At 69.4% G+C, this 20,916-nt stretch carries 25 protein-coding genes; 2 read left to right on the top strand and 23 right to left on the bottom strand.

The genetic code is table 11. The annotated features are described in order from the left end of the window. Positions 1–99: 99 nt before the first annotated feature. The gene (locus N1032_RS02520) at positions 100–1,293 is read left to right on the top strand and encodes a class I SAM-dependent methyltransferase (RefSeq protein ID WP_259537242.1); all 1,194 of its coding nucleotides are present in this window, start codon (positions 100–102) and stop codon (positions 1,291–1,293) included. 29 nt (positions 1,294–1,322) lie between these two features. Here the strand turns inward: N1032_RS02520 and N1032_RS02515 are convergent, their stop codons facing one another. The 10 genes from N1032_RS02515 to glmS form a co-directional block, all read right to left on the bottom strand. Continuing rightward, positions 1,323–1,907: a DUF4190 domain-containing protein gene (locus N1032_RS02515; RefSeq protein WP_259537241.1), complete on the bottom strand. Its 585-nt coding sequence runs from the start codon at positions 1,905–1,907 to the stop codon at positions 1,323–1,325. Between the two features lie 31 nt (positions 1,908–1,938). Further along, a complete protein-coding gene (locus N1032_RS02510; protein ID WP_259537240.1) occupies positions 1,939–2,217 on the bottom strand; it encodes a DUF4190 domain-containing protein in 279 nt (92 codons plus the stop codon). Positions 2,218–2,343: 126 nt separating this feature from the next. After that, complete coding sequence (tsaD, locus tag N1032_RS02505) at positions 2,344–3,414, bottom strand: tRNA (adenosine(37)-N6)-threonylcarbamoyltransferase complex transferase subunit TsaD (protein ID WP_259537238.1); 1,071 nt, start codon at positions 3,412–3,414, stop codon at positions 2,344–2,346. Further along, positions 3,411–3,932 carry a ribosomal protein S18-alanine N-acetyltransferase gene (gene rimI / locus N1032_RS02500; protein WP_259537237.1) on the bottom strand — a complete coding sequence of 174 codons (522 nt, stop codon included), beginning with the start codon at positions 3,930–3,932 and terminating at the stop codon, positions 3,411–3,413. The genes tsaD and rimI overlap by 4 nt, the downstream gene beginning before the upstream one ends. Further along, positions 3,929–4,540, bottom strand: a complete 612-nt coding sequence (tsaB, locus tag N1032_RS02495) for a tRNA (adenosine(37)-N6)-threonylcarbamoyltransferase complex dimerization subunit type 1 TsaB (RefSeq protein ID WP_259537236.1) — start codon at positions 4,538–4,540, stop codon at positions 3,929–3,931. The genes rimI and tsaB overlap by 4 nt, the downstream gene beginning before the upstream one ends. Before the next feature lie 103 nt (positions 4,541–4,643). Continuing rightward, positions 4,644–5,222, bottom strand: a complete 579-nt coding sequence (tsaE, locus tag N1032_RS02490; protein WP_259537235.1) for a tRNA (adenosine(37)-N6)-threonylcarbamoyltransferase complex ATPase subunit type 1 TsaE — start codon at positions 5,220–5,222, stop codon at positions 4,644–4,646. Further along, on the bottom strand, positions 5,222–6,355 hold the full coding sequence (gene alr / locus N1032_RS02485; protein WP_259537232.1) for an alanine racemase: 1,134 nt from the start codon (positions 6,353–6,355) through the stop codon (positions 5,222–5,224). The genes tsaE and alr (N1032_RS02485) overlap by 1 nt, the downstream gene beginning before the upstream one ends. Continuing rightward, positions 6,352–7,503: an alanine racemase gene (gene alr / locus N1032_RS02480; protein ID WP_259537231.1), complete on the bottom strand. Its 1,152-nt coding sequence runs from the start codon at positions 7,501–7,503 to the stop codon at positions 6,352–6,354. The genes alr (N1032_RS02485) and alr (N1032_RS02480) overlap by 4 nt, the downstream gene beginning before the upstream one ends. Then, positions 7,500–7,859, bottom strand: a complete 360-nt coding sequence (locus tag N1032_RS02475) for a holo-ACP synthase (RefSeq protein ID WP_259537230.1) — start codon at positions 7,857–7,859, stop codon at positions 7,500–7,502. Before N1032_RS02475 ends, alr (N1032_RS02480) begins: the two co-directional genes overlap by 4 nt. Positions 7,860–7,866: 7 nt before the next feature. Continuing rightward, entirely contained in the window at positions 7,867–9,714 is a 1,848-nt protein-coding gene (gene glmS / locus N1032_RS02470) for a glutamine--fructose-6-phosphate transaminase (isomerizing) (RefSeq protein WP_259537228.1), read from the bottom strand. Positions 9,715–9,802: 88 nt separating this feature from the next. Between glmS and coaA the strand changes: the two genes are divergently transcribed. Continuing rightward, the gene (gene coaA / locus N1032_RS02465) at positions 9,803–10,756 is read left to right on the top strand and encodes a type I pantothenate kinase (RefSeq protein ID WP_259537227.1); all 954 of its coding nucleotides are present in this window, start codon (positions 9,803–9,805) and stop codon (positions 10,754–10,756) included. 105 nt (positions 10,757–10,861) lie between these two features. On the opposite strand, the gene glmM is transcribed toward coaA, so the two are convergent. From glmM to N1032_RS02400, 13 genes are all read right to left on the bottom strand, one after another. Then, positions 10,862–12,226, bottom strand: coding sequence for a phosphoglucosamine mutase (gene glmM, locus N1032_RS02460; protein ID WP_259537226.1), 1,365 nt, complete (start codon positions 12,224–12,226; stop codon positions 10,862–10,864). Positions 12,227–12,252: 26 nt separating this feature from the next. Continuing rightward, complete coding sequence (gene rpsI, locus N1032_RS02455; protein ID WP_259537225.1) at positions 12,253–12,738, bottom strand: 30S ribosomal protein S9; 486 nt, start codon at positions 12,736–12,738, stop codon at positions 12,253–12,255. 47 nt (positions 12,739–12,785) lie between these two features. Beyond that, positions 12,786–13,232 (bottom strand): 50S ribosomal protein L13, encoded by a 447-nt coding sequence (gene rplM, locus N1032_RS02450; protein ID WP_259537224.1) that lies wholly within the window; start codon positions 13,230–13,232, stop codon positions 12,786–12,788. A gap of 178 nt (positions 13,233–13,410) precedes the next feature. Beyond that, positions 13,411–14,274, bottom strand: coding sequence for a tRNA pseudouridine synthase A (locus tag N1032_RS02445; RefSeq protein ID WP_407933006.1), 864 nt, complete (start codon positions 14,272–14,274; stop codon positions 13,411–13,413). Between the two features lie 98 nt (positions 14,275–14,372). After that, positions 14,373–14,960, bottom strand: coding sequence for a 50S ribosomal protein L17 (gene rplQ, locus N1032_RS02440; protein WP_259537222.1), 588 nt, complete (start codon positions 14,958–14,960; stop codon positions 14,373–14,375). A 58-nt stretch (positions 14,961–15,018) separates the two neighbouring features. Continuing rightward, positions 15,019–16,008: a DNA-directed RNA polymerase subunit alpha gene (locus tag N1032_RS02435; protein WP_092547909.1), complete on the bottom strand. Its 990-nt coding sequence runs from the start codon at positions 16,006–16,008 to the stop codon at positions 15,019–15,021. 127 nt (positions 16,009–16,135) lie between these two features. After that, complete coding sequence (gene rpsK / locus N1032_RS02430) at positions 16,136–16,534, bottom strand: 30S ribosomal protein S11 (protein WP_022883249.1); 399 nt, start codon at positions 16,532–16,534, stop codon at positions 16,136–16,138. A gap of 54 nt (positions 16,535–16,588) precedes the next feature. Continuing rightward, positions 16,589–16,966 (bottom strand): 30S ribosomal protein S13, encoded by a 378-nt coding sequence (gene rpsM, locus N1032_RS02425; RefSeq protein WP_259537221.1) that lies wholly within the window; start codon positions 16,964–16,966, stop codon positions 16,589–16,591. A gap of 145 nt (positions 16,967–17,111) precedes the next feature. Further along, entirely contained in the window at positions 17,112–17,228 is a 117-nt protein-coding gene (gene rpmJ / locus N1032_RS02420) for a 50S ribosomal protein L36 (RefSeq protein ID WP_022898361.1), read from the bottom strand. Positions 17,229–17,297: 69 nt separating this feature from the next. After that, positions 17,298–17,519 (bottom strand): translation initiation factor IF-1, encoded by a 222-nt coding sequence (gene infA / locus N1032_RS02415; RefSeq protein ID WP_022883252.1) that lies wholly within the window; start codon positions 17,517–17,519, stop codon positions 17,298–17,300. Positions 17,520–17,642: 123 nt separating this feature from the next. Beyond that, entirely contained in the window at positions 17,643–18,794 is a 1,152-nt protein-coding gene (locus tag N1032_RS02410; RefSeq protein ID WP_259537220.1) for a mannitol-1-phosphate 5-dehydrogenase, read from the bottom strand. An 18-nt stretch (positions 18,795–18,812) separates the two neighbouring features. After that, entirely contained in the window at positions 18,813–19,244 is a 432-nt protein-coding gene (locus N1032_RS02405) for a PTS sugar transporter subunit IIA (protein WP_259537219.1), read from the bottom strand. Positions 19,245–19,270: 26 nt separating this feature from the next. After that, positions 19,271–20,863, bottom strand: coding sequence for a PTS mannitol transporter subunit IICB (locus tag N1032_RS02400; RefSeq protein WP_259537218.1), 1,593 nt, complete (start codon positions 20,861–20,863; stop codon positions 19,271–19,273). Positions 20,864–20,916: the final 53 nt, after the last annotated feature.

Below are 20,916 nucleotides of genomic sequence, written 5' to 3'. Positions count from 1 at the left end.
TAAGTCGAGTTTAGAGGCTCTTTTGGCACTCGCGCAATGTGAGTGCCAGACAAGGCCGACGGATGGGCGCACCACCCGGCAGGTTGGTACCGTTGCCGGATGGATTCCGCCGAGCTCACCCTCCTGCTCACCTCGGAGGGGCTCACGCTGCTCGACTCGCTGCCCGAATACTCCGCGGCGCACGCGGTGCAGCAGGTCGCGGCGCTGCGCAAGGCCGGGCACTCGCCCGAGCTCGTCGCCGCCGTGCTGACGCAGTCCCGGCTGCGCGCCAAGGCCCGATCCAAGTTCGGCGCGTTCGCCGACCGACTGCTCTACACCCAGGCCGCCCTCGAGCAGGCGACCCGGCTCAAGGTCGCGGCACTGCACGCGGGTCGCTACCGCGACGCGGGCGTCAGCCGGGTGGCCGACCTCGGCTGCGGCATCGGCGCCGACGCGCTGGCGCTGGCGGCACTCGACATCCCGGTCGTCGGCGTCGAACGCGACGAGGTCACCGCCGCACTCGCGACCTACAACCTGGCGAGCTTTCCGAACGCCGAGGTGGTGCTGGGCGATGCCGAGCGATTCGACCTCGCCGGCGTCGACGCCGTCTACCTCGACCCCGCCCGCCGCACGAGTGGCACGGCGAACACCACCCGGCTGACCCGCCCCGAGGACTACTCCCCCTCGGTCGACTTCGCGTTCGGGCTGGCCGAGCGGATGCCGACCGGCGTCAAGCTCGGCCCGGGCTTCGACCGCTCGCTCATCCCGGCCGCCGCCGAGGCGCAGTGGGTGTCGGTCGACGGGCAGGTGGTCGAGATGGGGCTGTGGTTCGGGTCGCTGGCGCGTGGCGGCATCCGCCGATCTGCCCTCGTGGTGAGCGACACCGGCATCGCCGAACTGTCGGCGGCGGAAGACAGCACCGACGCCGAGGTGCGCGCGCTCGGCGACTACGTCTACGAACCCGACGGCGCGGTGATCCGGGCCCGGCTCATCGGCGCCCTGGCGGGCACCCTCGGCGCCGGCATGCTCTCGCGCGACATCGCCTACCTCACCGGCGACGAGCTCGTCGAGACGCCGTTCGCCTCGGCGTTCCGGGTGCGCGAGCGGCTGCCCGCGAGCGAGACGCAGCTCAAGAAGGCGCTGCGCGAGCGGCGCATCGGCACGCTCGAGATCAAGAAGCGGGGCACCGACGTCGACCCGGCCGCACTGCGCACGCGACTGGGCCTCAAGGGGCCCGAGTCGGCCACCCTCATCCTCACCCGGGTCGGCGGAGCGCACGAGGCGCTGCTCGTCGACCGGGTGACGACAGGCTGAGGCAGCCGCCACGCAGAGCGTGGGGCCGCTCAGTACGACGAGGTGTAGCCGGCGGTTCCGGCGGCGGCGAGAACGAGCACGATCACCACGATGTAGGCGATGAACGCCAGCACGGCGATGCCCGTCAGCACGTAGGAGATGATCAGCCCGGCCTTGGCGAGGCCCCGGCCCGATTCACCGGTGCGGTCGATCTGCTTGAGCGCGATGTGGCCGGTGACGATGCCGGCGATCGAGAACACGAACGCGAGGATGATCGTGACGATCGCGAGGGTGTTCATCGGCGGCGTGGGCGACGGCTGGTAGCCGTAGTACTGCTGCGCGGCCGGCGGCTGGTAGCCCGGCGGCGGCGTCTGCTGATAGCCGGGCGGCGGAGGCTGCTGGTAGCCCTGGGCGGGTTGCTGCGGGTATCCGGGCGTCGGCGGCGCCTGGTATCCGCCCGCCGACGGCGGCTGGTAGGCGGGCGGCGGCGTGTAGGGCGGCGGGGGCGCGGCCGGCGCCTGGTAGCCGCCCGGCGGAGTCGGCGGGGTCGGCGGCGCAGGCGGCACCGGGGGTGTCGCGGGCGTCGGGGGAACGCCGGGTTCCGCCCCCTCGGGGGTGTTGTTCGTGTCGCTCACGCTGAACGCCCTTCTCTCTGGCCGGGCGGACTCAGTAGGTGGTGGTGATGTTGCCCGCGGCGGCGGCGACGCCGAGAACGATGAAGAAGATGATCCAGAACACGAAGCCGATGCCGCCGATGATGATGCCGGCGATGGCGAGGCCACGGCCCGACTCCCCGGTCTTCTTGATCTGGCTGAGGGCGATGATGCCGAGGATCACGGCGATGATGTTGAAGCTCAGGATCGAGAGCACGAGCGAGACGATCGCCAGCACGTTCGTCTTCTGCGCCACGGGTGCGGGCGTGTAGGCGGGGGTGGGTTCGGTCAAGACGGGCTCCAATGTCCTAGGTGAAACGATGACGGCACCTATCGTGGCAGGGGCCGTGAGAAAGTGTCAATCATCCGCCGCAACACGGCGACGCGAGAGCGGATGCCGCCCGCCGGCATCCGTCGGTCAGAACGGTCGCTCGTCGACCTGGATCTCGGTCACCGGCAGCGTGGAGTCCGCGCCGAACCCGAGGCCCGACGGCCGGTGCCCGGCGGTGATGAGCTGGGCGCCGAGTGCGGCGATCATCGCCCCGTTGTCGGTGCAGAGCGAGAGCGGCGGGATGCGCAGGGTGACCCCCTGGGCCGCCGCGCGTTCGGCCGCGACCTCGCGCACCCGGGCGTTGGCCACCACACCACCGCCGAGCAGTAGGCGCGGGATGCCGTGGTCGGCGCAGGCGCGGAACGCCTTCGTCAACAGCACGTCGACCACCGCCTCGCGGAAGCTCGCGGCGACATCGGCCACCGGAATCTCGTCTCCCGCGTCGCCCGCCCGCTCGACCCAGCGGGCCACCGCCGTCTTGAGGCCCGAGAACGAGAAGTCGTAACGGTGCTTCTCGGCGTCCTTCGCGTGCATCAGCCCTCGGGGGAAATGGATCGCCTTCGGGTCACCACCCACCGCCACGCGATCGATCTGGGGGCCGCCCGGGTAGGGCAGGCCGAGCACCCGCGCGACCTTGTCGAACGCCTCGCCCGCGGCGTCGTCGATGGTCTCGCCGAGCAGCTCGACGTCACCCACCAGGTCGCGCACGAGCAGCAGCGAGGTGTGGCCGCCCGAGACGAGCAGGGCGATGGTCGGATACTCGAGCGAATCGGCCGCGAGCACGTCGGCCCCGACGTGGCCGACCAGGTGGTTGACCGCGTAGAGCGGCTTGCCGGTCGCCACCGAGAGGGCCTTCGCGGCCCCGACGCCCACCATGAGTGCGCCCGAAAGGCCCGGGCCGCTGGTCACCGCGATGGCGTCGATCTCGTCGAGACCGATGCCCGCCTCGTCGAGCGCCGCCTGCAGCGTGGGGTTCATCGCCTCGAGGTGCGCGCGGGCGGCGACCTCGGGCACCACTCCCCCGTAACGGGCGTGCTCGTCCATCGACGACGCGATCACGTTCGCCAGCAGCGTCTGCCCGCGCACGATGCCGACCCCGGTCTCGTCGCACGAGGTCTCGATGCCCAGCACCACAGGGCCGCCGCGCTCCCCGGTCATGACGACTCCTCCGACGACGGTACGGCAGTCGCCTTCTGCGCCAGCGTGGGCTCGGGCCGCCGCAGCGGAGCGCGCATCACGATCGCGTCGACGCCGTCGGGCTGGTAGTAGGCCGGCCGCACGGCGATGTCGGCGAACCCCAGCGACAGATAGAGCGCGTGCGCGACCGGGTTGTCGGCGCGCACCTCGAGGAACATGCTCTTCGCTCCCCGCCGGGCCGCCTCGGCGAGCAGTCGCGTCATGAGCTGACGACCGAGGCCGCGCCCGCGCGACCGCTCCGAGACCGCGATGGTCTGGATGTCGGCATCACTCGCCCCCGGCGGGCTGAGCAGCCCCGCGTAGCCCTCGACGGCACCCGGATGCTCGGCGTCGACACCCACCAGGTAGTAGCAGTAGGGGTGCTCGATCTCGCGCAGCATCGACTCCCGCGACCAGGCGTCGCTCTCGAACGACGACTCCTCGAGCGCCATGATCTCGTCGAGATCGTCGGCCGTGGCGCGCCGCAGCTGCCAGGTCATTGTGACACCCGCTTGCGCGCGCCGGGCATGGTCACGTCGGGCGAGCGCAGGTAGAGCGCCTCGGTGAACTCCTCGGGAATGCCGAGGTCGAGGTGCATGCGGGCCGCGCGCCCCAGGTCGCCGGCGCTCACCTGGGTGGCGTCGACGCGGAGGAACTCCGGGTAGGGCAGTTCATCGGGTTTGCAGAGCCCGGGCCCGTCGGTGCGCGCCGGCATCCGGTCGTCGAGTCCGTAGCTCGACCAGTAGACCTCGCGGCGGCGGGCGTCGGTGACGACGAGGAGGTCGCCGCGGGTTCCCGCAGCCCACTCCTCGAGGGCAACCGCGTCATGGCTGACCACCGGGATCACCGGCACCCCGATGCCCCACGCGAACGCCCGAGCGGCGGCGATGCCGACCCGCAGTCCGGTGAAGGGCCCGGGGCCCATGCCGGCCACGACGGCGTCGATTCCGGATGCCGGCACCCCGGCGTCGTCGAGCGCCCCCGAGATCATGTCGCCGATCACCTCGGCGTGACGCATCGTGTCTTCGGTCGACCGCTCCGAGAGCACGAGCTCACCCTCGACGACGGCCACCGAGGTGCCGGCGGAGGTATCGATGGCGAGGAACACAGAACGAGCCTAACGCGGCCGCACCGGCACCCGGCCGCCACGGGCGACGAGCACAGCGGAGTCGAGGGGAACGGAACACGACACAGCGGAGCGGCGCGCCCGATCAGGTCCAGCGCGGGCCGACGCCCCGCAGCTGCACGGTGCGGGGCTCGATCGGCTCCTCCACCTCGTCGAAGTCGCCCGGGTCGCCGGGGTCGAGCGGGCGCTCGCTGTCGCCCGACTCGGCGCTCGCCCGACCGGCGCCTGCCGACTCGGTGCTCGCGGCCGCCCCGTGCGGCCGGTCGATGTCGATCGCGAGGTATGACTCGGTGAGCACTTCGACGAGGCCCGCTCCCCACTCGATCACCACCACGGAGTGCTCGAAGTCGATGTCGAGATCGTCGAGCTCGACCGCGCTGCCCAGCCGGTAGGCGTCGACGTGCACGAGGGCCGGACCGCCCGAGAGCGACGGATGCGTGCGCGCGAGCACGAACGTGGGGCTCGTGACGGGCCCGCGAACGTCGAGGGCGTCGCCGAGCCCGCGCGTGAACGTTGTCTTGCCCGCGCCGAGGTCGCCCGAGAGCAGCACCACGTCGCCGGCCCGCAGCAACCCGGCGATGCGGCGCCCGAAGTCGTGCATCTCGTCGGGGGTCGCGATCTCGAGCGGCGACCCGATCCCGGCGAGCTCCTCTTGGCCCGACATCACCGTTCTCCGCGATAGACGCGGGTCACCCGGGGACCGACCCGGGCCACGATCTCGTCGCCGATGGTGTCGGCGAACGAGGCCCACTCCTCGGCGGTCGGTTCGCCCCGGTCGCCCTCGCCGAACACCACGACGAGGTCGCCGGGAGCCACCTCGTCGTCGCCGACGTCGACCACGAACTGGTCCATCGCGATGCGGCCGGCGATCGGGTAGCGGCGTCCGTTGATCCACACCTCGCCGGTGCCCGAGGCGATGCGCGGGATGCCGTCGGCGTAGCCCAGCGGCACGAGCGCCAGCGTGGTCTCGGCGGCGGTGCGGTAGGTGAGGCCGTACGAGACGCCGTGACCCTCGGGCACCCGCTTCGTCGACACCACCGGCGCCTGCAGGGTCATCACCGGGCGCAGGCCGAGGTCGCGCGCCGACTGGTCATCGAAGGGCGAGATGCCGTAGGCCGCGATGCCGAAGCGCACCAGACCGAGGCGCGCCTCCGGCATCCGGATGCCGGCCGAACTCGCCGCGAGGTGCATGAGCTCGAACCGGGCCCCGAGCCCCTCGGCCACCTCGATCGCCCGATGGAGCTTCGCGAGGGCCACGGCGTCGTCGGCGGGCGACGCGTCGGCGAGGTGCGACCAGGCGGCGTGCACCTTCACGGCGCCGGTGCGCTCGTGCGCGAGCGCGGCGGTCACGAGGCCCGGCCAGTCCTCCTCGGTGGCGCCGTTGCGGCTGAGACCGGTGTCGACCTTCAGGTGCACACGGGGAGCCACGGATGCCGCGGACGCAGCGATGGCGTCGAGCTGCCACTCGGCCGAGATGCCCAGGTCGATGTCGGCCTCGGCGGCCTCGCCGAACAAGGCGTCGGGGTCGTGCATCCAGGCGAAGATCGGCGCGGTGATGCCCGCCTCGCGCAGTGCCAGGGCTGCCGGGATGTCGAGCACGGCCAGCGAGCCGGCGCCCGCCTCGAGCGCCGCCCGGGCGAGCGGCAGCATGCCGTGCCCGTAGGCGTCGGCCTTCACGGCCAGCATGGTCTCGGCCGGCTTCGCGAGGTCGGCGAGGGTGCGCACGTTGTGCCGGAACGCGTCGAGATCGATCACGGCCTCGCGCTCGGGGGCGGCGGCGTTGATTGCTGTGCTCATCCGTAGACCCGCTTCACCCGTCGGCCGAGGCGCGTGACGATCTCGTAGTTGATGGTGTGGGCCGCCCGCGCCCAGTCGTCGGCACTCGGGAACGGCTCGCCGGCCTCGGCCGCGTCGCCGTGGCCGGTCGTGCCGCCGAACAGCACCACCCGGTCGCCCACGGCCGCCCGGTGCTCGCCCAGGTCGACGACGAACTGGTCCATGGCCACGCGCCCGACGATCGGATGCACGCGCCCGTTCACCCACACCGAGCCGCGGTTCGACACGTGCCGCGGAATGCCGTCGGCGTAGCCGAGCGGCACGAGGCCGAGCCACGAGTCGGCGTCGGGCCGGTAGGTGTAGCCGTACGAGACGCCGGTTCCGGCGGCGACGTGCTTGACCGAGATCAGCCGGCTCTCGAGCCGCAGAGCGGGCCGCAGCCCGAGCTCGTGCGAGGTGGCGTCGTCGAACGGCGAGAGCCCGTAGAGGCCGATGCCCAGGCGCACGAGATCGAGGCGCGCCTCGGGCAGCCGCAGGGCGGCCGCCGTCGAGGCGATGTGCCGCAGCTGCGGGTCGAGGCCGGCGTCGCGGGCCACCGCGGTGGCCTCGTCGAAGGCCTCGAGCTGCGCGCGGTCGTCGTCGGGCAGCGCGTTCGCCAGGTGGCTGAACAGGCCGTCGACCCGGATGCGCCCGGTCGCCTCCGCAGCGGCCGCCGCGGCGAACAGGGGCTGCCACTCGTCGCGCTCCACCCCGTTGCGGCCGAGGCCGGTGTCGACCTTGAGGTGCAGGTGGGCGGGATGCTGCGCCGTGCCGGCATCCGTCGCCCGCTCGAGCTGGCGCCTGGAGCTGATGCCGAGCGACACCCCGCTCGCCACCGCGGCCTCGAAACGGGGGTCGTGCCCGTGCAGCCAGGCCAGCACGGGCGCGGTGATGCCGGCCGCTCGCAGCGCGAGGGCCTCGTCGACGTCGGCCACGCCGAGCCAGTCGGCCCCGCCGTCGAGGGCCGCCCGGGCGACCTCGGCGGCTCCGTGACCGTAGCCGCCGGCTTTCACCACGGCCATCACCTGCGCCGGGGCGACGAGTGAGCGCACGTGCTCGACGTTCGCGCCGATCGCGCCGGTGTCGATGATCGCCCGGCGGAGGGCTGGGGTCTCGGCGTCGGTCGTCATGCGGCACCGCCTTCGGCCACCACGAACGCCACCGCGGTGCCGCCGTCGTGGGTCATGCTCAAGTGCAGGCTGGTGGCGCCGATCTCGGCGAGCGCGGCCGCGACGCCCCCCGACACCTGGAACTCGGGGTTGCGGTGCTCGTTCGACACGACCTCCATGTCGTGCCAGCGGAACTCCGTCGAGTGCCCCACAGCCTTGATCAGGGCCTCTTTCGCGGCGAAGCGGGCGGCCAGGGAGCGCACCGGCAGATCGCGTTCGCTCGGAGCGAACAGCCGGTCGCGCAGGCGCGGAGTCTTCTCCAGCGCCCGCTCGAACCGGGCGACGTCGACGAGGTCGACCCCGACTCCGACGATCACGGCCGGCCTACTCGACCGTGACGGACTTCGCCAGGTTCCGCGGCTGGTCGACGTCGAGGCCCTTGGCGGTCGCGAGTTCCATGGCGAACAGCTGCAGCGGAATGACCGTCAGCAGCGGCTCGAACAGGGGTGCGGCGAGCGGGATGCGGATGACTTCGTCGGCGAACGGCAGCACCGCGACATCCCCCTCTTCGGCGATGGCCAGGATGCGGGCGCCGCGCGCGCGGATCTCCTGGATGTTGGAGACCACCTTGGCGTGCAGCGAGTTCGGGTCGCGCGGGCTCGGCACCACGACGAACACGGGCTGGCCCGGCTCGATCAGGGCGATCGGCCCGTGCTTCAGCTCGCCGGCGGCGAAGCCCTCGGCGTGGATGTAGGCGAGCTCCTTGAGCTTCAGCGCCCCCTCGAGCGCGATCGGGTAGCCCACGTGCCGGCCGAGGAAGAGCACGGCGCGGGTGTCGGACATCCACTTCGCCAGCTGGGTGATCTCGGGCGCGTTGGTCAGCACCTGCTCGATCTTCGCCGGGATCGACTGCAACTCGCTCAGCTGCTTCGCCGCGACGGCGTCGTCGAGCGTGCCGCGCACGCGGGAGAGGTGCAGGCCGAACAGGTAGAGCGCGGTGATCTGGGCCACGAACGCCTTGGTCGACGCGACCGCGACCTCGGGGCCGGCGTGGGTGTAGACCACGGCGTCGGACTCGCGGGCGATGGTGGCGCCCTGGGTGTTGCAGATCGAGAGGGTGCGGGCGCCGTTGGCGATGGCGTACTTCACGGCCATCAGGGTGTCCATCGTCTCGCCCGACTGGCTGATCGACACCACGAGCGTGCGCGGCGTGAGCACCGGCTCGCGGTAGCGGAACTCGTGCGAGAGCTCCACCTCGACCGGCACGCGGGCCCACTTCTCGATGGCGTACTTGCCCACGAGGCCCGAGTAGCTGGCGGTGCCGCACGCGATCACGATGATGCGGTCGATGTCCTGCAGCACGTCGTCGAGGCCGGCGAGCTCGGGCAGCACGACCTGGCCGTCGACCACGCGGCCGAGGATGGTGTTCGCCACGGCCTCGGGCTCTTCGCTGATCTCCTTGGCCATGAAGCTCGACCAGCCGCCCTTCTCGGCGGCCGAGGCATCCCATGACACCTCGAACTCCTGCGCTTCGACCGCGTTGCCGTCGAAGTCGGTCACCTCCACCGAGTCGGGCGTGATGATGACGATCTGGTCTTGGCCGATCGCCACGGCGCGGTGTGTGTGCTCCACGAAGGCCGCGACGTCGGAGCCGAGGAAGTTCTCGCCGTCGCCGAGCCCGATCACGAGCGGCGAGTTGCGGCGGGCGCCCACGACGACGCCGGGCTCGTCCTGGTGCAGGGCGAGCAGCGTGAAGGCCCCGTCGAGGCGCGACACCACCCGGCCGAGGGCGTTCGGCAATCCGTCGCCGACCTCGTATTCGCGGCCGAGCAGCTTGGCCGCGACCTCGGTGTCGGTCTCGCTCTCGAACTCGAAGCCGTCGTCGAGCAACTCCTGCTTGAGGGTGGCGAAGTTCTCGATGATGCCGTTGTGGATGAGCGCGATGCGCCCATCGGCCGAGAGATGCGGATGCGCGTTGACGTCGGTCGGGCCGCCGTGCGTCGCCCAGCGGGTGTGCCCGATGCCGGTCTGCCCGTCGGCCATCGGATGCGCCTCGAGGTCGTCGGCGAGAACGGCGAGTTTGCCGGCCCGCTTGCGCGTCGACAGGCTGCCGTCTTCGCCGATCACGGCCACTCCGGCCGAGTCGTAACCGCGGTACTCCAGTCGGCGCAGACCCCCGAGGAGCACCTCGAGACTGCTCTTGTTGCCGACGTAACCCACGATTCCACACATGCCGACGAGTTTAGCCGAGCGTAACTGGGCGACCTGTCAGAAGCCGTCCGGGCGGCGGGCACCGCGACTTCGGGCAGAATGGAGTCCTATGCCCGATTCCGCCTCGACTCCCGGCGTCGCGCAGTTCAGCCCCTTCGTCGAATTCGACCGGGCGCACTGGGCGGCACTCGCGCCGACGACTCCGCTCCCCCTGCTCGAGACCGAGATCGTGCAGTTGCGCGGCCTCGGCAACCCGCTCGACATGCGTGAGGTGACCGAGGTCTACCTGCCGCTCGCCCGGCTGATCAACCTCTACGCCATGGGCGCGAAGCAGCTGCACCGCTCGACCTCCGACTTCCTCGGCGAGAAGTCGAGGAGCACCCCATTCGTCATCGGCGTGGCCGGCTCGGTCGCCGTCGGCAAGTCGACCATCGCCCGCCTGCTGCGCGAGCTGCTCGCCCGCTGGGCCGACACCCCACGCGTCGAGCTGGTGACGACCGACGGCTTCCTGCTGCCCAACCGCGAGCTCGAGCGTCGCGGCATCATGCAGCGCAAGGGCTTTCCGGAGTCATACGACCGCCGGGCGCTGCTGCGCTTCGTGAGCGCGGTGAAGAGCGGCAACCCCGAGGTGCGTGCTCCGTTCTACTCGCACCTCAGCTACGACATCGTGCCCGAGGCCCAGATCGTGGTGCGGCAGCCCGACATCCTGATCGTCGAAGGCCTCAACGTGCTGCAGCCGCCGGCGGCGAGCAACACCCTCGCGGTGAGCGACCTGTTCGACTTCTCGGTCTACGTCGACGCGCGCACCACCGACATCGCGGAGTGGTATGAGAACCGGTTCCTCGACCTGCAGCGCGGGGCGTTCGCGAACCCGCAGTCCTATTTCCACCGCTACTCGACGTTGAGCGAGGTCGAGGCGCGGGAGACCGCTCGATCGATCTGGGAGTCGATCAACCTGCCCAACCTGATGGCGAACATCCGCCCCACCCGCTCACGGGCGACCCTCGTGCTGCGCAAAGACGCCGACCACACCGTCAACAAGGTGCTCCTCCGCAAGCTCTGACCCGCCCCGCGTCCCCTCGTCCCCTTTCGCGAGTGGTCACTTTCAGCGCTAAAACCGCGGTTTTAGCGCCGAAAGTGACCACTCGCGAAAGGGGGGAAGGGCGGGTTAGATGCTCTGCTCGACGCCGGTCGAGAGGCGCTGGCGCACGACGTCGGCGAGCGACTCGGCGATGCGGTCGGCCGTGGCCTGGTCGCCGGCCTCCACCATGACGCGCACGAGCGGTTCGGTGCCCGAGGGGCGCAGCAGCACGCGGCCGGTCTCGCCGAGGTCGGCCTCGGCTTCGGCCACGGCCTGCGCGAGCACGCGATCGGTCGACACACCGTCGCGGTCGACGCCGCGCACGTTCACGAGGGTCTGCGGGTAGACCTTCATCACGCTCGCGAGTTCGGCGAGGGTCTTCTTCGTGGCCGCCATCTGGCTCAGCAGCTGCAGGCCGGTGAGGATGCCGTCACCCGTTGTGGCGTGGTCGGCGAAGATGATGTGGCCCGACTGCTCCCCACCGAGGCTGAGCTTCTTCTCGTTGATCGCCTCGAGCACGTAGCGGTCGCCCACCCGGGTCTCGAGCATCGCGATGCCGTGTTGGGCCATCGCCACCTTGAGACCGAGATTGCTCATCACCGTGGCGACGAGGGTGTTCTCGCGAAGGGCGCCGCGCTCGAACTGGGCGAGGGCGAGGATGGCCATGATCTGGTCGCCGTCGACGACCTTGCCGTTCGCATCGACCGCGAGGCACCGGTCGGCGTCGCCGTCGTGGGCGATGCCGACATCCGCGCCGGCGGCCACGACCGCGGCCGCGAGCTTGTCGAGGTGGGTCGAACCCACGCCGTCGTTGATGTTCATGCCGTTCGGATCGTTGCCGATCACGGTGATGCGCGCACCCGCCTGGCTGAACGCCTCGGGCGAGACGCCTGCCGCGGCGCCGTGCGCGCAGTCGAGCACGACGTGCAGGCCGTCGAGGCGGTGCGGCAGCGTCGTCAAAAGGTGCACGACGTAGCGGTCTTCGGCGTCGGCGAACCGCTTGATGCGGCCGATGTCGCCGCCGAGCGGCGCGAGCTGCGGATGCTCGAGGGCGGCCTCGATCGCGATCTCGACCTCGTCGGGCAGCTTCTTGCCCGCCCGCGCGAAGAACTTGATGCCGTTGTCGGGGGCCGGGTTGTGCGACGCCGAGATGACGACGCCGAAGTCGGCGCCGATGTCGGCGATCAGGAAGGCGGCCGCCGGGGTGGGCAGAACGCCGGCGTCGAGAACGTCGACACCGGAGCTCGCGAAACCGGCCGAGACCGCGGCCGCGATGAAGTCGCCCGATTGCCGTGGGTCGCGAGCGACCACGGCAACCGGTCGACGACCAGCATTTCGGGCTTCAGCCCCCAGAACGCGTGCACCGGCCTGAGCGATCCGAAGAGCGAGGTCGGCGGTGACATCCTGGTTCGCGAGCCCACGCACCCCATCGGTGCCAAACAGGCGAGCCATACGCTAAGCGTAGAGCCGAAGCGCGATCAGCGCTTCGAGAACTGCGACGCCTTACGGGCCTTCTTGAGACCGGCCTTCTTGCGCTCGATGACGCGGGCGTCACGGGTGAGGAAGCCGGCCTTCTTCAGCTGGGCACGGTTGTTGTCGCGGTCGATCTCGTTCAGCGCACGCGCGATGGCGAGACGCAGGGCGCCGGCCTGACCCGAGGGGCCACCACCGGTGATCTTCGCGACCACGTCGTAGGAGCCGAGCAGGTCGAGCACCTTGAAGGGATCGTTGATCAGCTGCTGGTGCAGCTTGTTGGGGAAGTAGTCGGCGAACTCACGGCCGTTGACCGTGAGGGTGCCGGCGCCGGGAACGAGGCGCACGCGGGCGATGGCCTGCTTGCGGCGGCCGACGGCCGCTCCCGACACGGTGAGAACGGCGCGGGGCGCGCGAGGCGCCTCGTCGGCCGGGGTTTCGGTGGAGTAGCTCTCGGGAGCCACGTCAATCTGGTCTGCGATCTTCGCCACGGTACTGATGAGTCCTTTGTCTGAGTCTGCTGAACGAACGCGGGACGCTACTGGGCGACCTGGTCGAGGATGTACGGGGTGGGCTGCTGAGCAGCGTGGGGGTGCTCAGGGCCTGCGTAGACCTTCAGCTTGCGGAACTGGTCGCGGCCGAGCGAGGTCTTGGGGAGCATGCCGCGGATGGCTTTCTCGACCGCGCGCTCGGGGTTCTTCTCGAGCAGCTCGGAGTACGAGACGGCGGTGAGGCCGCCCGGGTAACCCGAGTGGCGGTAGGCCTTCTTCTGCGCCAGCTTCGAACCGGTCAGGGCGACCTTGTCGGCGTTGACGATGATGACGAAGTCGCCCATGTCCATGTGCGGGGTGAAGGTCGCCTTGTTCTTACCGCGCAGGATGGCGGCGGCGTGGCTGGCCAGGCGGCCCAGAACGACGTCGGTGGCGTCGATGATGACCCAGCCGCGCTGGACTTCGCTGGCTTTCGGGGAGTAAGTACGCGTCACAGTAGTGCTGCTTTCTTGTTCGAGTGAGGAGTTCGTGAATCCCACTCCGGTGGGCGTTTTCCCTGTTGTCAGATCGACGGAACCAGGGCGAACGCATCCGATGGAGGGCTCAACTACGGGTGGTTCGCTATGAGGCGAGCACACCAAAGATCAAGAATAGGCGATAGCACCGGCGCGGTCAAATGAGCTCACGACGCGCCCTGGTCTGCTCGGCCCGGGTCGCGAAATCACCGGCGGCCGGATAGCCCACCTCGGTGAGCGTGAGACCCTTCGCCGGCATCACCAGGAACTCGCCCGTGCGCTGCCCCTCGTCGCGGAGCCGCACGACGTCGTCGCCGCTCAGCGAGCCGTCGCCCACGGCCACGGTCGCCCCCACGAGGGAGCGCACCATGCTGTGGCAGAACGCATCCGCCTCCAGCGAGGCGATCAGCACGCCATCCGCCTGCCGGCGCCAGGCGAACGAGCGCAGGGTGCGGATGGTGGTGGAGTGCGGGCGGGGCTTGCAGAACGTCGCGTAGTCGTGCAGGCCGAGCAGGGCTCGCGCCGCGGTGTCCATCGCCTCCACGTCGAGCTCGGTCGGGTGCCGCACCGTGCGCCGGCGCTCGAGCGGATCGTGCTCGGCCGCGGCATCCGCCACCCGGTAGCGGTAACGCCGCCAGATCGCCGAGAAGCGCGCGTCGAAGCCCTCGGGCGCCAACGTGGACGAGCGCACCACCACGTCGGAGTCGGCCCCGAGCACGCCGTTGATGCGCTGCCCGAGCAGCTGCGCGAGTTCGGCCTCGCCGATGCCCGCGGGCGCACCCCGGCGGCGCAGGCTCCGCAGCTGGTCGGTGGCGAGATCGACGTGCGCGACCTGGCCCGTGGCGTGCACGCCGGCATCCGTGCGCCCGGCGACGTACAGCACCGGATGCGGCGGGTAGCGCCGCAGGATGGTCGCCATCGTCTCTTCCAGCACCCCCTGCACGGTGCGCAGCCCCGGCTGTCGGGCCCAGCCCGAGAAGTCGGTGCCGTCGTAGGCCAGGTCGAGGCGGATCCGCCGCATCCCACTCTGCACGCTCACGTCCTCCGGCACGTCGTCCATCTTAAAGCGAAGAGGGCCCCCATCCTCGACGGATGCGGGCCCTCTTGGTGCAGCGGGTGCTACTTGGTCTCCTCCGCGGGAGCCTCGTCGGCGGCCGGCTCAGCGGCGGCCTCGTCGGCAGCGGGAGCCTCGGCGTCGGACGCCTCGGCCTCAGGGGCCTCGGTGGTCTCGTCGGCAGCGGCCTCGGTGTCGGCCGGAGCCTCGACCTCGGTCTCCTCCTCGACCGGAGCCGCACCAGCGGGGGTCGCGGGGGCGGCGGTCTTCGCGGTCGACTTCTTCTTCGGCGCGACCGGCTCGAGCACGAGCTCGATCTGCACCATCGGAGCGTTGTCACCCTTGCGGTAGCCGAGCTTCGTGATGCGGGTGTAGCCGCCCTCACGCTCCGCCATCAGCGGGGCGATCTCGGTGAAGAGCTCGTGCACGACGTTCTTGTCGCCGATCACGGCGAGCACGCGACGACGCGCATGCAGGTCGCCGCGCTTGGCGAACGTGATGAGACGCTCGGTCAGCGGACGCATCCGCTTGGCCTTGGTCTCGGTCGTCTTGATGCTCTTGTGGGTGAACAGGGCGGCAGCCAGGTTCGCGAGGAGCAGGCGCTCGTGCGCCGGTCCGCCACCGAGACGGGGTCCCTTGGTTGGCTTTGGCATTTCTTATCTCCAGATGTGGGTCAGTTGGTCAGGTTGGAAGAAGGGTCGACGCGTCGTCTCAGACGTTCTCGTCGTCGTATCCGCCGTAGAAGTGAGCGCCGTCGAAACCGGGAACGGTGTCCTTCAGCGAGAGGCCGAGCTCGACGAGCTTGTCCTTCACCTCATCGACCGACTTCTGTCCGAAGTTGCGGATGTTCATCAGCTGCGTCTCCGACAGGGCCACGAGCTCGGAGACCGTGTTGATGCCCTCGCGCTTGAGGCAGTTGTAGGAGCGCACCGACAGGTCGAGGTCTTCGATCGGAACCGACAGCTCCGACGACAGAACGGCGTCGACCGGCGCGGGGCCGATCTCGATGCCCTCGGCCGCGGAGTTGAGCTCGCGGGCCAGACCGAACAGCTCGGTCAGCGTGCGGCCGGCCGAGGCGATGGCGTCGCGCGGAGTGATGGCCGGCTTCGTCTCGACGTCGACCACGAGGCGGTCGAAGTCGGTGCGCTCACCGGCACGGGTGGCCTCGACGCGGTAGGTCACCTTGAGCACGGGCGAGTAGATCGAGTCGATCGGAATCTGACCGGCCTCGGAGAACTCGCTGCGGTTCTGGGTCGCCGACACGTAGCCGCGGCCGCGCTCGATGATGAGCTCGAGCTCGAACTTCGCCTTGTCGTTGAGCGTCGCGATGACGAGCTCGGGGTTGTGGATCTCGACACCGGCCGGAGCCGAGATGTCGGCCGCGGTGACCTCGCCCGACGCGTGCTTGCGCAGGTAGGCGGTGATCGGCTCGTCGTGCTCGCTCGAGACGACGAGGCCCTTGATGTTCAGGATGATCTCGGTGACGTCTTCTTTCACACCGGGGATGGTGCTGAACTCGTGCAGCACGCCGTCGAGGCGGATGCTCGTGACAGCAGCGCCGGGAATGGACGAGAGAAGCGTGCGGCGGAGCGAGTTGCCGAGCGTGTAGCCGAAGCCGGGCTCGAGCGGCTCGATGACGAACCGCGAGCGGAACTCCGAGATGTTCTCTTCGGTGAGAGTTGGGCGCTGTGCAATGAGCACTGTTATTCCTTTCAGCTGAGTGTCCGCTATATGACACTCACGTGCAGAGGTATTGAGTTGTGAAGAACGAGTTCACCGACGGGGCGCGCACACAAGCGCACCCCGTCGGCGAATCAGCGTGAGAACGTCACACGCGGCGGCGCTTGGGCGGGCGGCATCCGTTGTGCGCCTGCGGGGTGACGTCGTTGATCGAGCCCACCTCGAGGCCGGCGGCCTGGAGCGAGCGGATCGCGGTCTCGCGGCCCGAACCCGGGCCCTTGACGAACACGTCGACCTTCTTCATGCCGTGCTCCTGCGCCTGGCGGGCTGCGGACTCCGCAGCGAGCTGAGCGGCGAACGGGGTCGACTTGCGCGAACCCTTGAAGCCGACTCCACCGCTGGATGCCCAGCTGATGACGGCGCCGGTCGTGTCGGTGATCGAGACGATCGTGTTGTTGAACGTCGACTTGATGTGGGCCTGGCCCACGGCGACGTTCTTCTTCTCTTTCTTGCGCGGCTTGCGAACAGCCGACTTGGGTGCTGCCATGATTTCTCCTGAATCTGAGTGGCTACGCCAGTTTCACCCGGCGCAAATCGGTTGTTAGCGGCCGGCCTTCTTCTTGCCTGCCACGGTGCGCTTCGGGCCCTTGCGGGTGCGAGCGTTGGTCTTGGTGCGCTGGCCGCGCACGGGGAGCCCCTTGCGGTGGCGAACACCCTCGTAGCTGCCGATCTCGACCTTGCGGCGGATGTCGGCGGCGACCTCGCGGCGGAGGTCACCCTCAACCTTGTAGTTGCCCTCGATGTAGTCGCGGAGAGCGACGAGCTGGTCGTCGGTCAGGTCTTTGACCCGGATGTCTCCTGAGATGTCGGTGTCGGCGAGGGTCTTGAGGGCCCTCGTGCGGCCGACGCCGTAGATGTACGTGAGGGCTACTTCCACGCGCTTGTCGCGGGGAATGTCAACTCCTGCTAGACGTGCCATGGTGGCTATCTCCTGTTGATGAGTGGAGGTGTGGGACAGTGCCTGTGCTCCGGCCTCCAACCGGGGGTGTCCGCCGCCCGCACGGAGCGGGCGGCATCTGGCACTGCCTATCTGTATTCAGTTGTCTCGCGCAGCGAGCGGGCGATCAGCCCTGACGCTGCTTGTGACGCGGGTTGCTCTTGCAGATCACCATGACGCGACCGTTACGACGGATCACGCGGCAGTGCTCGCAGATGGGCTTGACGCTGGGGTTGACCTTCATTGTTCGTTCTCTCTTCGCTGTCCTCGTACCTCGCGGAGTGCCGCGGGGCCGTTACTTTCCAGCAGCGGTTTATTTGTAGCGGTAGACGATCCGGCCACGGGTGAGGTCATAAGGGCTCAACTCCACGATCACGCGGTCCTCGGGGAGGATGCGGATGTAGTGCTGGCGCATCTTGCCCGAGATGTGGGCAAGCACTTTGTGACCGTTCGTCAATTCCACCCTGAACATCGCGTTCGGGAGGGCTTCGACGACCGCGCCCTCGATCTCGATAACACCGTCTTTTTTGGCCATAGCCTCACTGTCGCTAAAAATAGGATTTGCTGGTCGTGCGGAGATCGGCCTCGCGATTCGCGCAGGCGAAACGGGCCGAAAACACCAAAGATCAAGCTTACGCTATGAAACGCCCCGATGCAATCAGCGGAAAGCGTCGACCGATCGTATAGTGCCCACCAGGTCGGCGAAGAGCGGATGCCCCGGCTCGATCCCCGAGACCTGCTGGGCGAATTCCTCGGGCGACAGGCGGCCGAGGAGCTCGGCCAGCTCCGCGCTCTGCGGGTCGCTCGTTGCGTCGAAGCGCAGGGCCGCGCCCACCGCGCGCAGCAGCGCAGCGGTCGGGAGACCCCGCTCCGCCAGTTCGGCCGCGGGCCCGATGAACCGCTCGTGCCGGCTGATCTTGCGCAGCGGCTGGCGGCCGACGCGCTCGGGGGTGTCGGTGAGGTAGGGGTTCGCGAACCGCACCAGGTTCTTCTCGAGGTACGCCTCCTGCACCGCCGGGTCGAACTCGTGCTTGGCGACGAGCAGCGCCTTCGTCTCGGCCAGCACGGCCTTCACCTCGAGGAAGACCTCCGGAATCGACAGGGCGTCGGCGAGCGTCGTCGCTCCCTCGATGTAGCCGTAGTAGGCCGTGGTCGCGTGCCCGGTGTTGACCGTGAAGAGCTTGCGCTCGATGTAGGGCGCGAGGTCGGGCACGAAGTGCGCATCGGGGATGACGGGCGGGTTGCCGCCGAACGGCCCCGCCTCGATCGCCCACTCGAAGAAGTCCTCGACCGTCACGTCGAGACCCGCGCCCGGCTCCTGGTTGGGCACGATGCGGTCGACCGCCGTGTTCGCGAACACCGCGCGCGAGAGAGCGGATGCCGCCTCCCCGCCCTCGAGCCGGGTGGCGACCTCGCCGCGCAGCACATCCGTCGCGTTGATCGCGTTCTCGCAGGCCATCACCGTCAGGGGCGGCAGGCCCGCGTCGCGTTGCTCGAGGGCCTTCGCGATCACCGGCGCCACGAACTTGAGGATGTTCGGCCCGACGGCCGTGGTCACGATGTCGGCCGAAGCGATCTCGGCGATCACGCCGGCCTCGTCGCTCGCGCTGTTGAGGGCGCGGTAGTCGGTGACCGTGCGGGTCGACGAGTTCTCGCCCACTGCGTGCACGTCGTAGCTCGTCGAGGCCGCGAGGGCGTCGATCAGCTCGGCGTTCACGTCGGCGAAGACGAGTTCGTAGCCCGCGTCGTGCAGGATCAGCCCCACGAACCCGCGCCCGATGTTGCCGGCGCCGAAGTGAACGGCTTTCATGTGGAGCTCCTTGCGTCGTTACTCGTTGATGTCGCCGAGGATCTCGAGCACGTCGTCGACGGTCTCGGCGCCGAGCAGGCGCTCGACCTCGTCTTCGTCGCTGAACACGATGGCGATCTTGGTGAGGATCTCCATGTGCCCGTTGTCCTTGCCGGCGATGCCGACCACGAAGCGCACGTCCTCGCCGCCCCAGTCGATCGGCTCGTCGTAGCGCACGAACGAGAGCGCCGACGCGAGGATCGTGTCCTTGCCCTCGTTCGTGCCGTGCGGAATGGCGAGGAGGTTTCCCATGTAGGTCGAGACCGTCTGCTCACGCTGGAGCATGTAGTCGAGGTAGTCGGCGGTCACCGCACCCGCGCCCACGAGGATCTCGCTCGCCTCGGCGATCGCGTCCTCCTTGGTGCGCGCGGTGCCGCTCATCCTGATCTGCGACGGTTCCAGAACTGCCATGGGAATCTCCTCCTCTTCCACGTCGCCTATTTGGCGGCGTGCTGTTCCTTCAGCTTCTCGACGACCTCGTCGTAGCGAGGGCTGTTCATGAAGTTGTCGACCGACACGTGCTCGGCGCTCGGCGTGCGCTCCTGCGCCCGGGGGGTGAGCTCGCGCTGCGTGATCACCAGATCGACGTCGTCGTCGAGGTTGGCGATGGCCTTGTTGACCACGGTGACCCCCTCGATGCCGGCCTTCTTGATCTTATTCCGCAGCACCGATGCGCCCATCGCACTCGACCCCATGCCCGCATCGCAGGCGAACACGATGTTCGAGATGGGGCGGGTGTCGGTGAGCAGCGAGCTCTCCTCGGCCACGGCCTCGGCGTCGCCCGCGGGCACGCCCTCGGCACGCAGGTTGGCGAGCACCGAGCTCTCCTTGCCCTTGTTCGCCTCGGTCTGCGCGATCGCGGCGCTCAGGTCGCCGGCGTTCTCCTTCTCGAGGTCGCGCTTGCGGCTGGCCCGCAGGATCACGGCGGTGACGAGGAACGAGACCGCCGCGGCCGAGATCACCGAGAGGATGACGCCGACGTAGCTGTCGGGCGCCGTCTGCGCCAGCACCGCGATGATGCTGCCCGGCGAGGCCGGTGCGCGCAGTCCCGTGTTGAAGAGCACGTTGACGGCGACGCCGGTGGCGCCTCCGGCGATGGCCGCGAGGATGGTCATCGGCTTGGACAGCACGTAGGGGAAGTAGATCTCGTGGATGCCGCCGAAGAACTGGATGATCGCGGCGCCCGGAGCGCTGGCCTTGGCCAGGCCGATGCCGAAGATCGAGAACGCGAGCAGGATGCCGAGACCGGGGCCGGGGTTCGCCTCGATCAGGAACAGGATCGACTTGCCCTGCTCCGCCACCTGCTGCACACCCAGCGGGGTGAACACACCGTGGTTGATGGCGTTGTTGAGGAACAGCACCTTGCCGGGCTCCACCAGGATGGACGCCAGCGGCAGCAGTCCCGCGCTGATCAGCCAGTCGACGCCCACCTCGAGCGCCTTCGACAGCCCCTGGATCACCGGGGCGATTCCGAAGAAGCCTGCGATGGCGAGCAGACCGCCCAGGATGCCGGCCGAGAAGTTGTCGACCAGCATCTCGAATCCGGCCTTGATCTTGCCGGCCCAGATGCGGTCGACCTGCTTGATCAGCCAGGCGCCGAGCGGGCCCATGATCATGGCGCCGATGAACATCGGGATGTCGGCGCCGACGATGACACCCATCGTCGCGATCGTGCCCACCACGCCACCGCGTGCCCCGTAGACCATGCGGCCACCGGTGTTCGCGATCAGGAGCGGCAGCAGGTAGGTGATCATCGGACCGACGAGGCCCACGTACTGCGGGAACGTCGTGCCGTCATCGGCCTGCGCCAGAGCGGTGGCGGCGCCGGTCCAGCCGATCGCGTCGGCGTTGCCGAACCCGCCGAGGATGCCGTTGGGCAGCCAGCCGGTGGCGATGAAGAGGCTCGTGATGAGCCCCCAGGCGATGAACGCGGGGATGTTGGGCATGACCATGCCCGACAGGAAGGTTCCGAAGCGCTGAACGCGCACCCGGGCCCCACCTCCTGTCTTCGTTTCTGACGTCGTTGTCATGACGGCTACTCCGTTTCTGTGATTGATTCGAGTTGAGTCGGGTGGTGGTGCAG

It is taken from the genome of Herbiconiux daphne, assembly GCF_024979295.1.
Classification (GTDB): domain Bacteria; phylum Actinomycetota; class Actinomycetes; order Actinomycetales; family Microbacteriaceae; genus Herbiconiux; species Herbiconiux daphnes.
The sequence above is the reverse complement of the archived record's forward strand: the minus strand, read 5'-3'. Positions and strand labels throughout refer to the sequence as shown.

Bases quoted from the DNA above. Each gene is read 5' to 3' on its own strand.
- N1032_RS02405 (WP_259537219.1), bottom strand. From the start codon at position 19,244: ATGGCAGTTCTGGAACCGTCGCAGATCAGGATGAGCGGCACCGCGCGC.
- glmS (WP_259537228.1), bottom strand. From the start codon at position 9,714: ATGTGTGGAATCGTGGGTTACGTCGGCAACAAGAGCAGTCTCGAGGTG.
- rimI (WP_259537237.1), bottom strand. From the start codon at position 3,932: ATGACCTGGCAGCTGCGGCGCGCCACGGCCGACGATCTCGACGAGATC.
- rplQ (WP_259537222.1), bottom strand. From the start codon at position 14,960: ATGCCAAAGCCAACCAAGGGACCCCGTCTCGGTGGCGGACCGGCGCAC.
- alr (WP_259537231.1), bottom strand. From the start codon at position 7,503: ATGACGACCGACGCCGAGACCCCAGCCCTCCGCCGGGCGATCATCGAC.
- tsaE (WP_259537235.1), bottom strand. From the start codon at position 5,222: ATGTCGGGCCAAGAGGAGCTCGCCGGGATCGGGTCGCCGCTCGAGATC.
- N1032_RS02400 (WP_259537218.1), bottom strand. From the start codon at position 20,863: ATGACAACGACGTCAGAAACGAAGACAGGAGGTGGGGCCCGGGTGCGC.
- rpsM (WP_259537221.1), bottom strand. From the start codon at position 16,966: ATGGCACGTCTAGCAGGAGTTGACATTCCCCGCGACAAGCGCGTGGAA.
- N1032_RS02445 (WP_407933006.1), bottom strand. From the start codon at position 14,274: ATGCGGCGGATCCGCCTCGACCTGGCCTACGACGGCACCGACTTCTCG.
- rpmJ (WP_022898361.1), bottom strand. From the start codon at position 17,228: ATGAAGGTCAACCCCAGCGTCAAGCCCATCTGCGAGCACTGCCGCGTG.
- infA (WP_022883252.1), bottom strand. From the start codon at position 17,519: ATGGCCAAAAAAGACGGTGTTATCGAGATCGAGGGCGCGGTCGTCGAA.
- N1032_RS02520 (WP_259537242.1), top strand. From the start codon at position 100: ATGGATTCCGCCGAGCTCACCCTCCTGCTCACCTCGGAGGGGCTCACG.
- alr (WP_259537232.1), bottom strand. From the start codon at position 6,355: ATGAGCACAGCAATCAACGCCGCCGCCCCCGAGCGCGAGGCCGTGATC.
- tsaD (WP_259537238.1), bottom strand. From the start codon at position 3,414: ATGACCGGGGAGCGCGGCGGCCCTGTGGTGCTGGGCATCGAGACCTCG.
- rpsK (WP_022883249.1), bottom strand. From the start codon at position 16,534: ATGGCAGCACCCAAGTCGGCTGTTCGCAAGCCGCGCAAGAAAGAGAAG.
- coaA (WP_259537227.1), top strand. From the start codon at position 9,803: ATGCCCGATTCCGCCTCGACTCCCGGCGTCGCGCAGTTCAGCCCCTTC.
- glmM (WP_259537226.1), bottom strand. From the start codon at position 12,226: ATGGCTCGCCTGTTTGGCACCGATGGGGTGCGTGGGCTCGCGAACCAG.
- N1032_RS02410 (WP_259537220.1), bottom strand. From the start codon at position 18,794: ATGAAAGCCGTTCACTTCGGCGCCGGCAACATCGGGCGCGGGTTCGTG.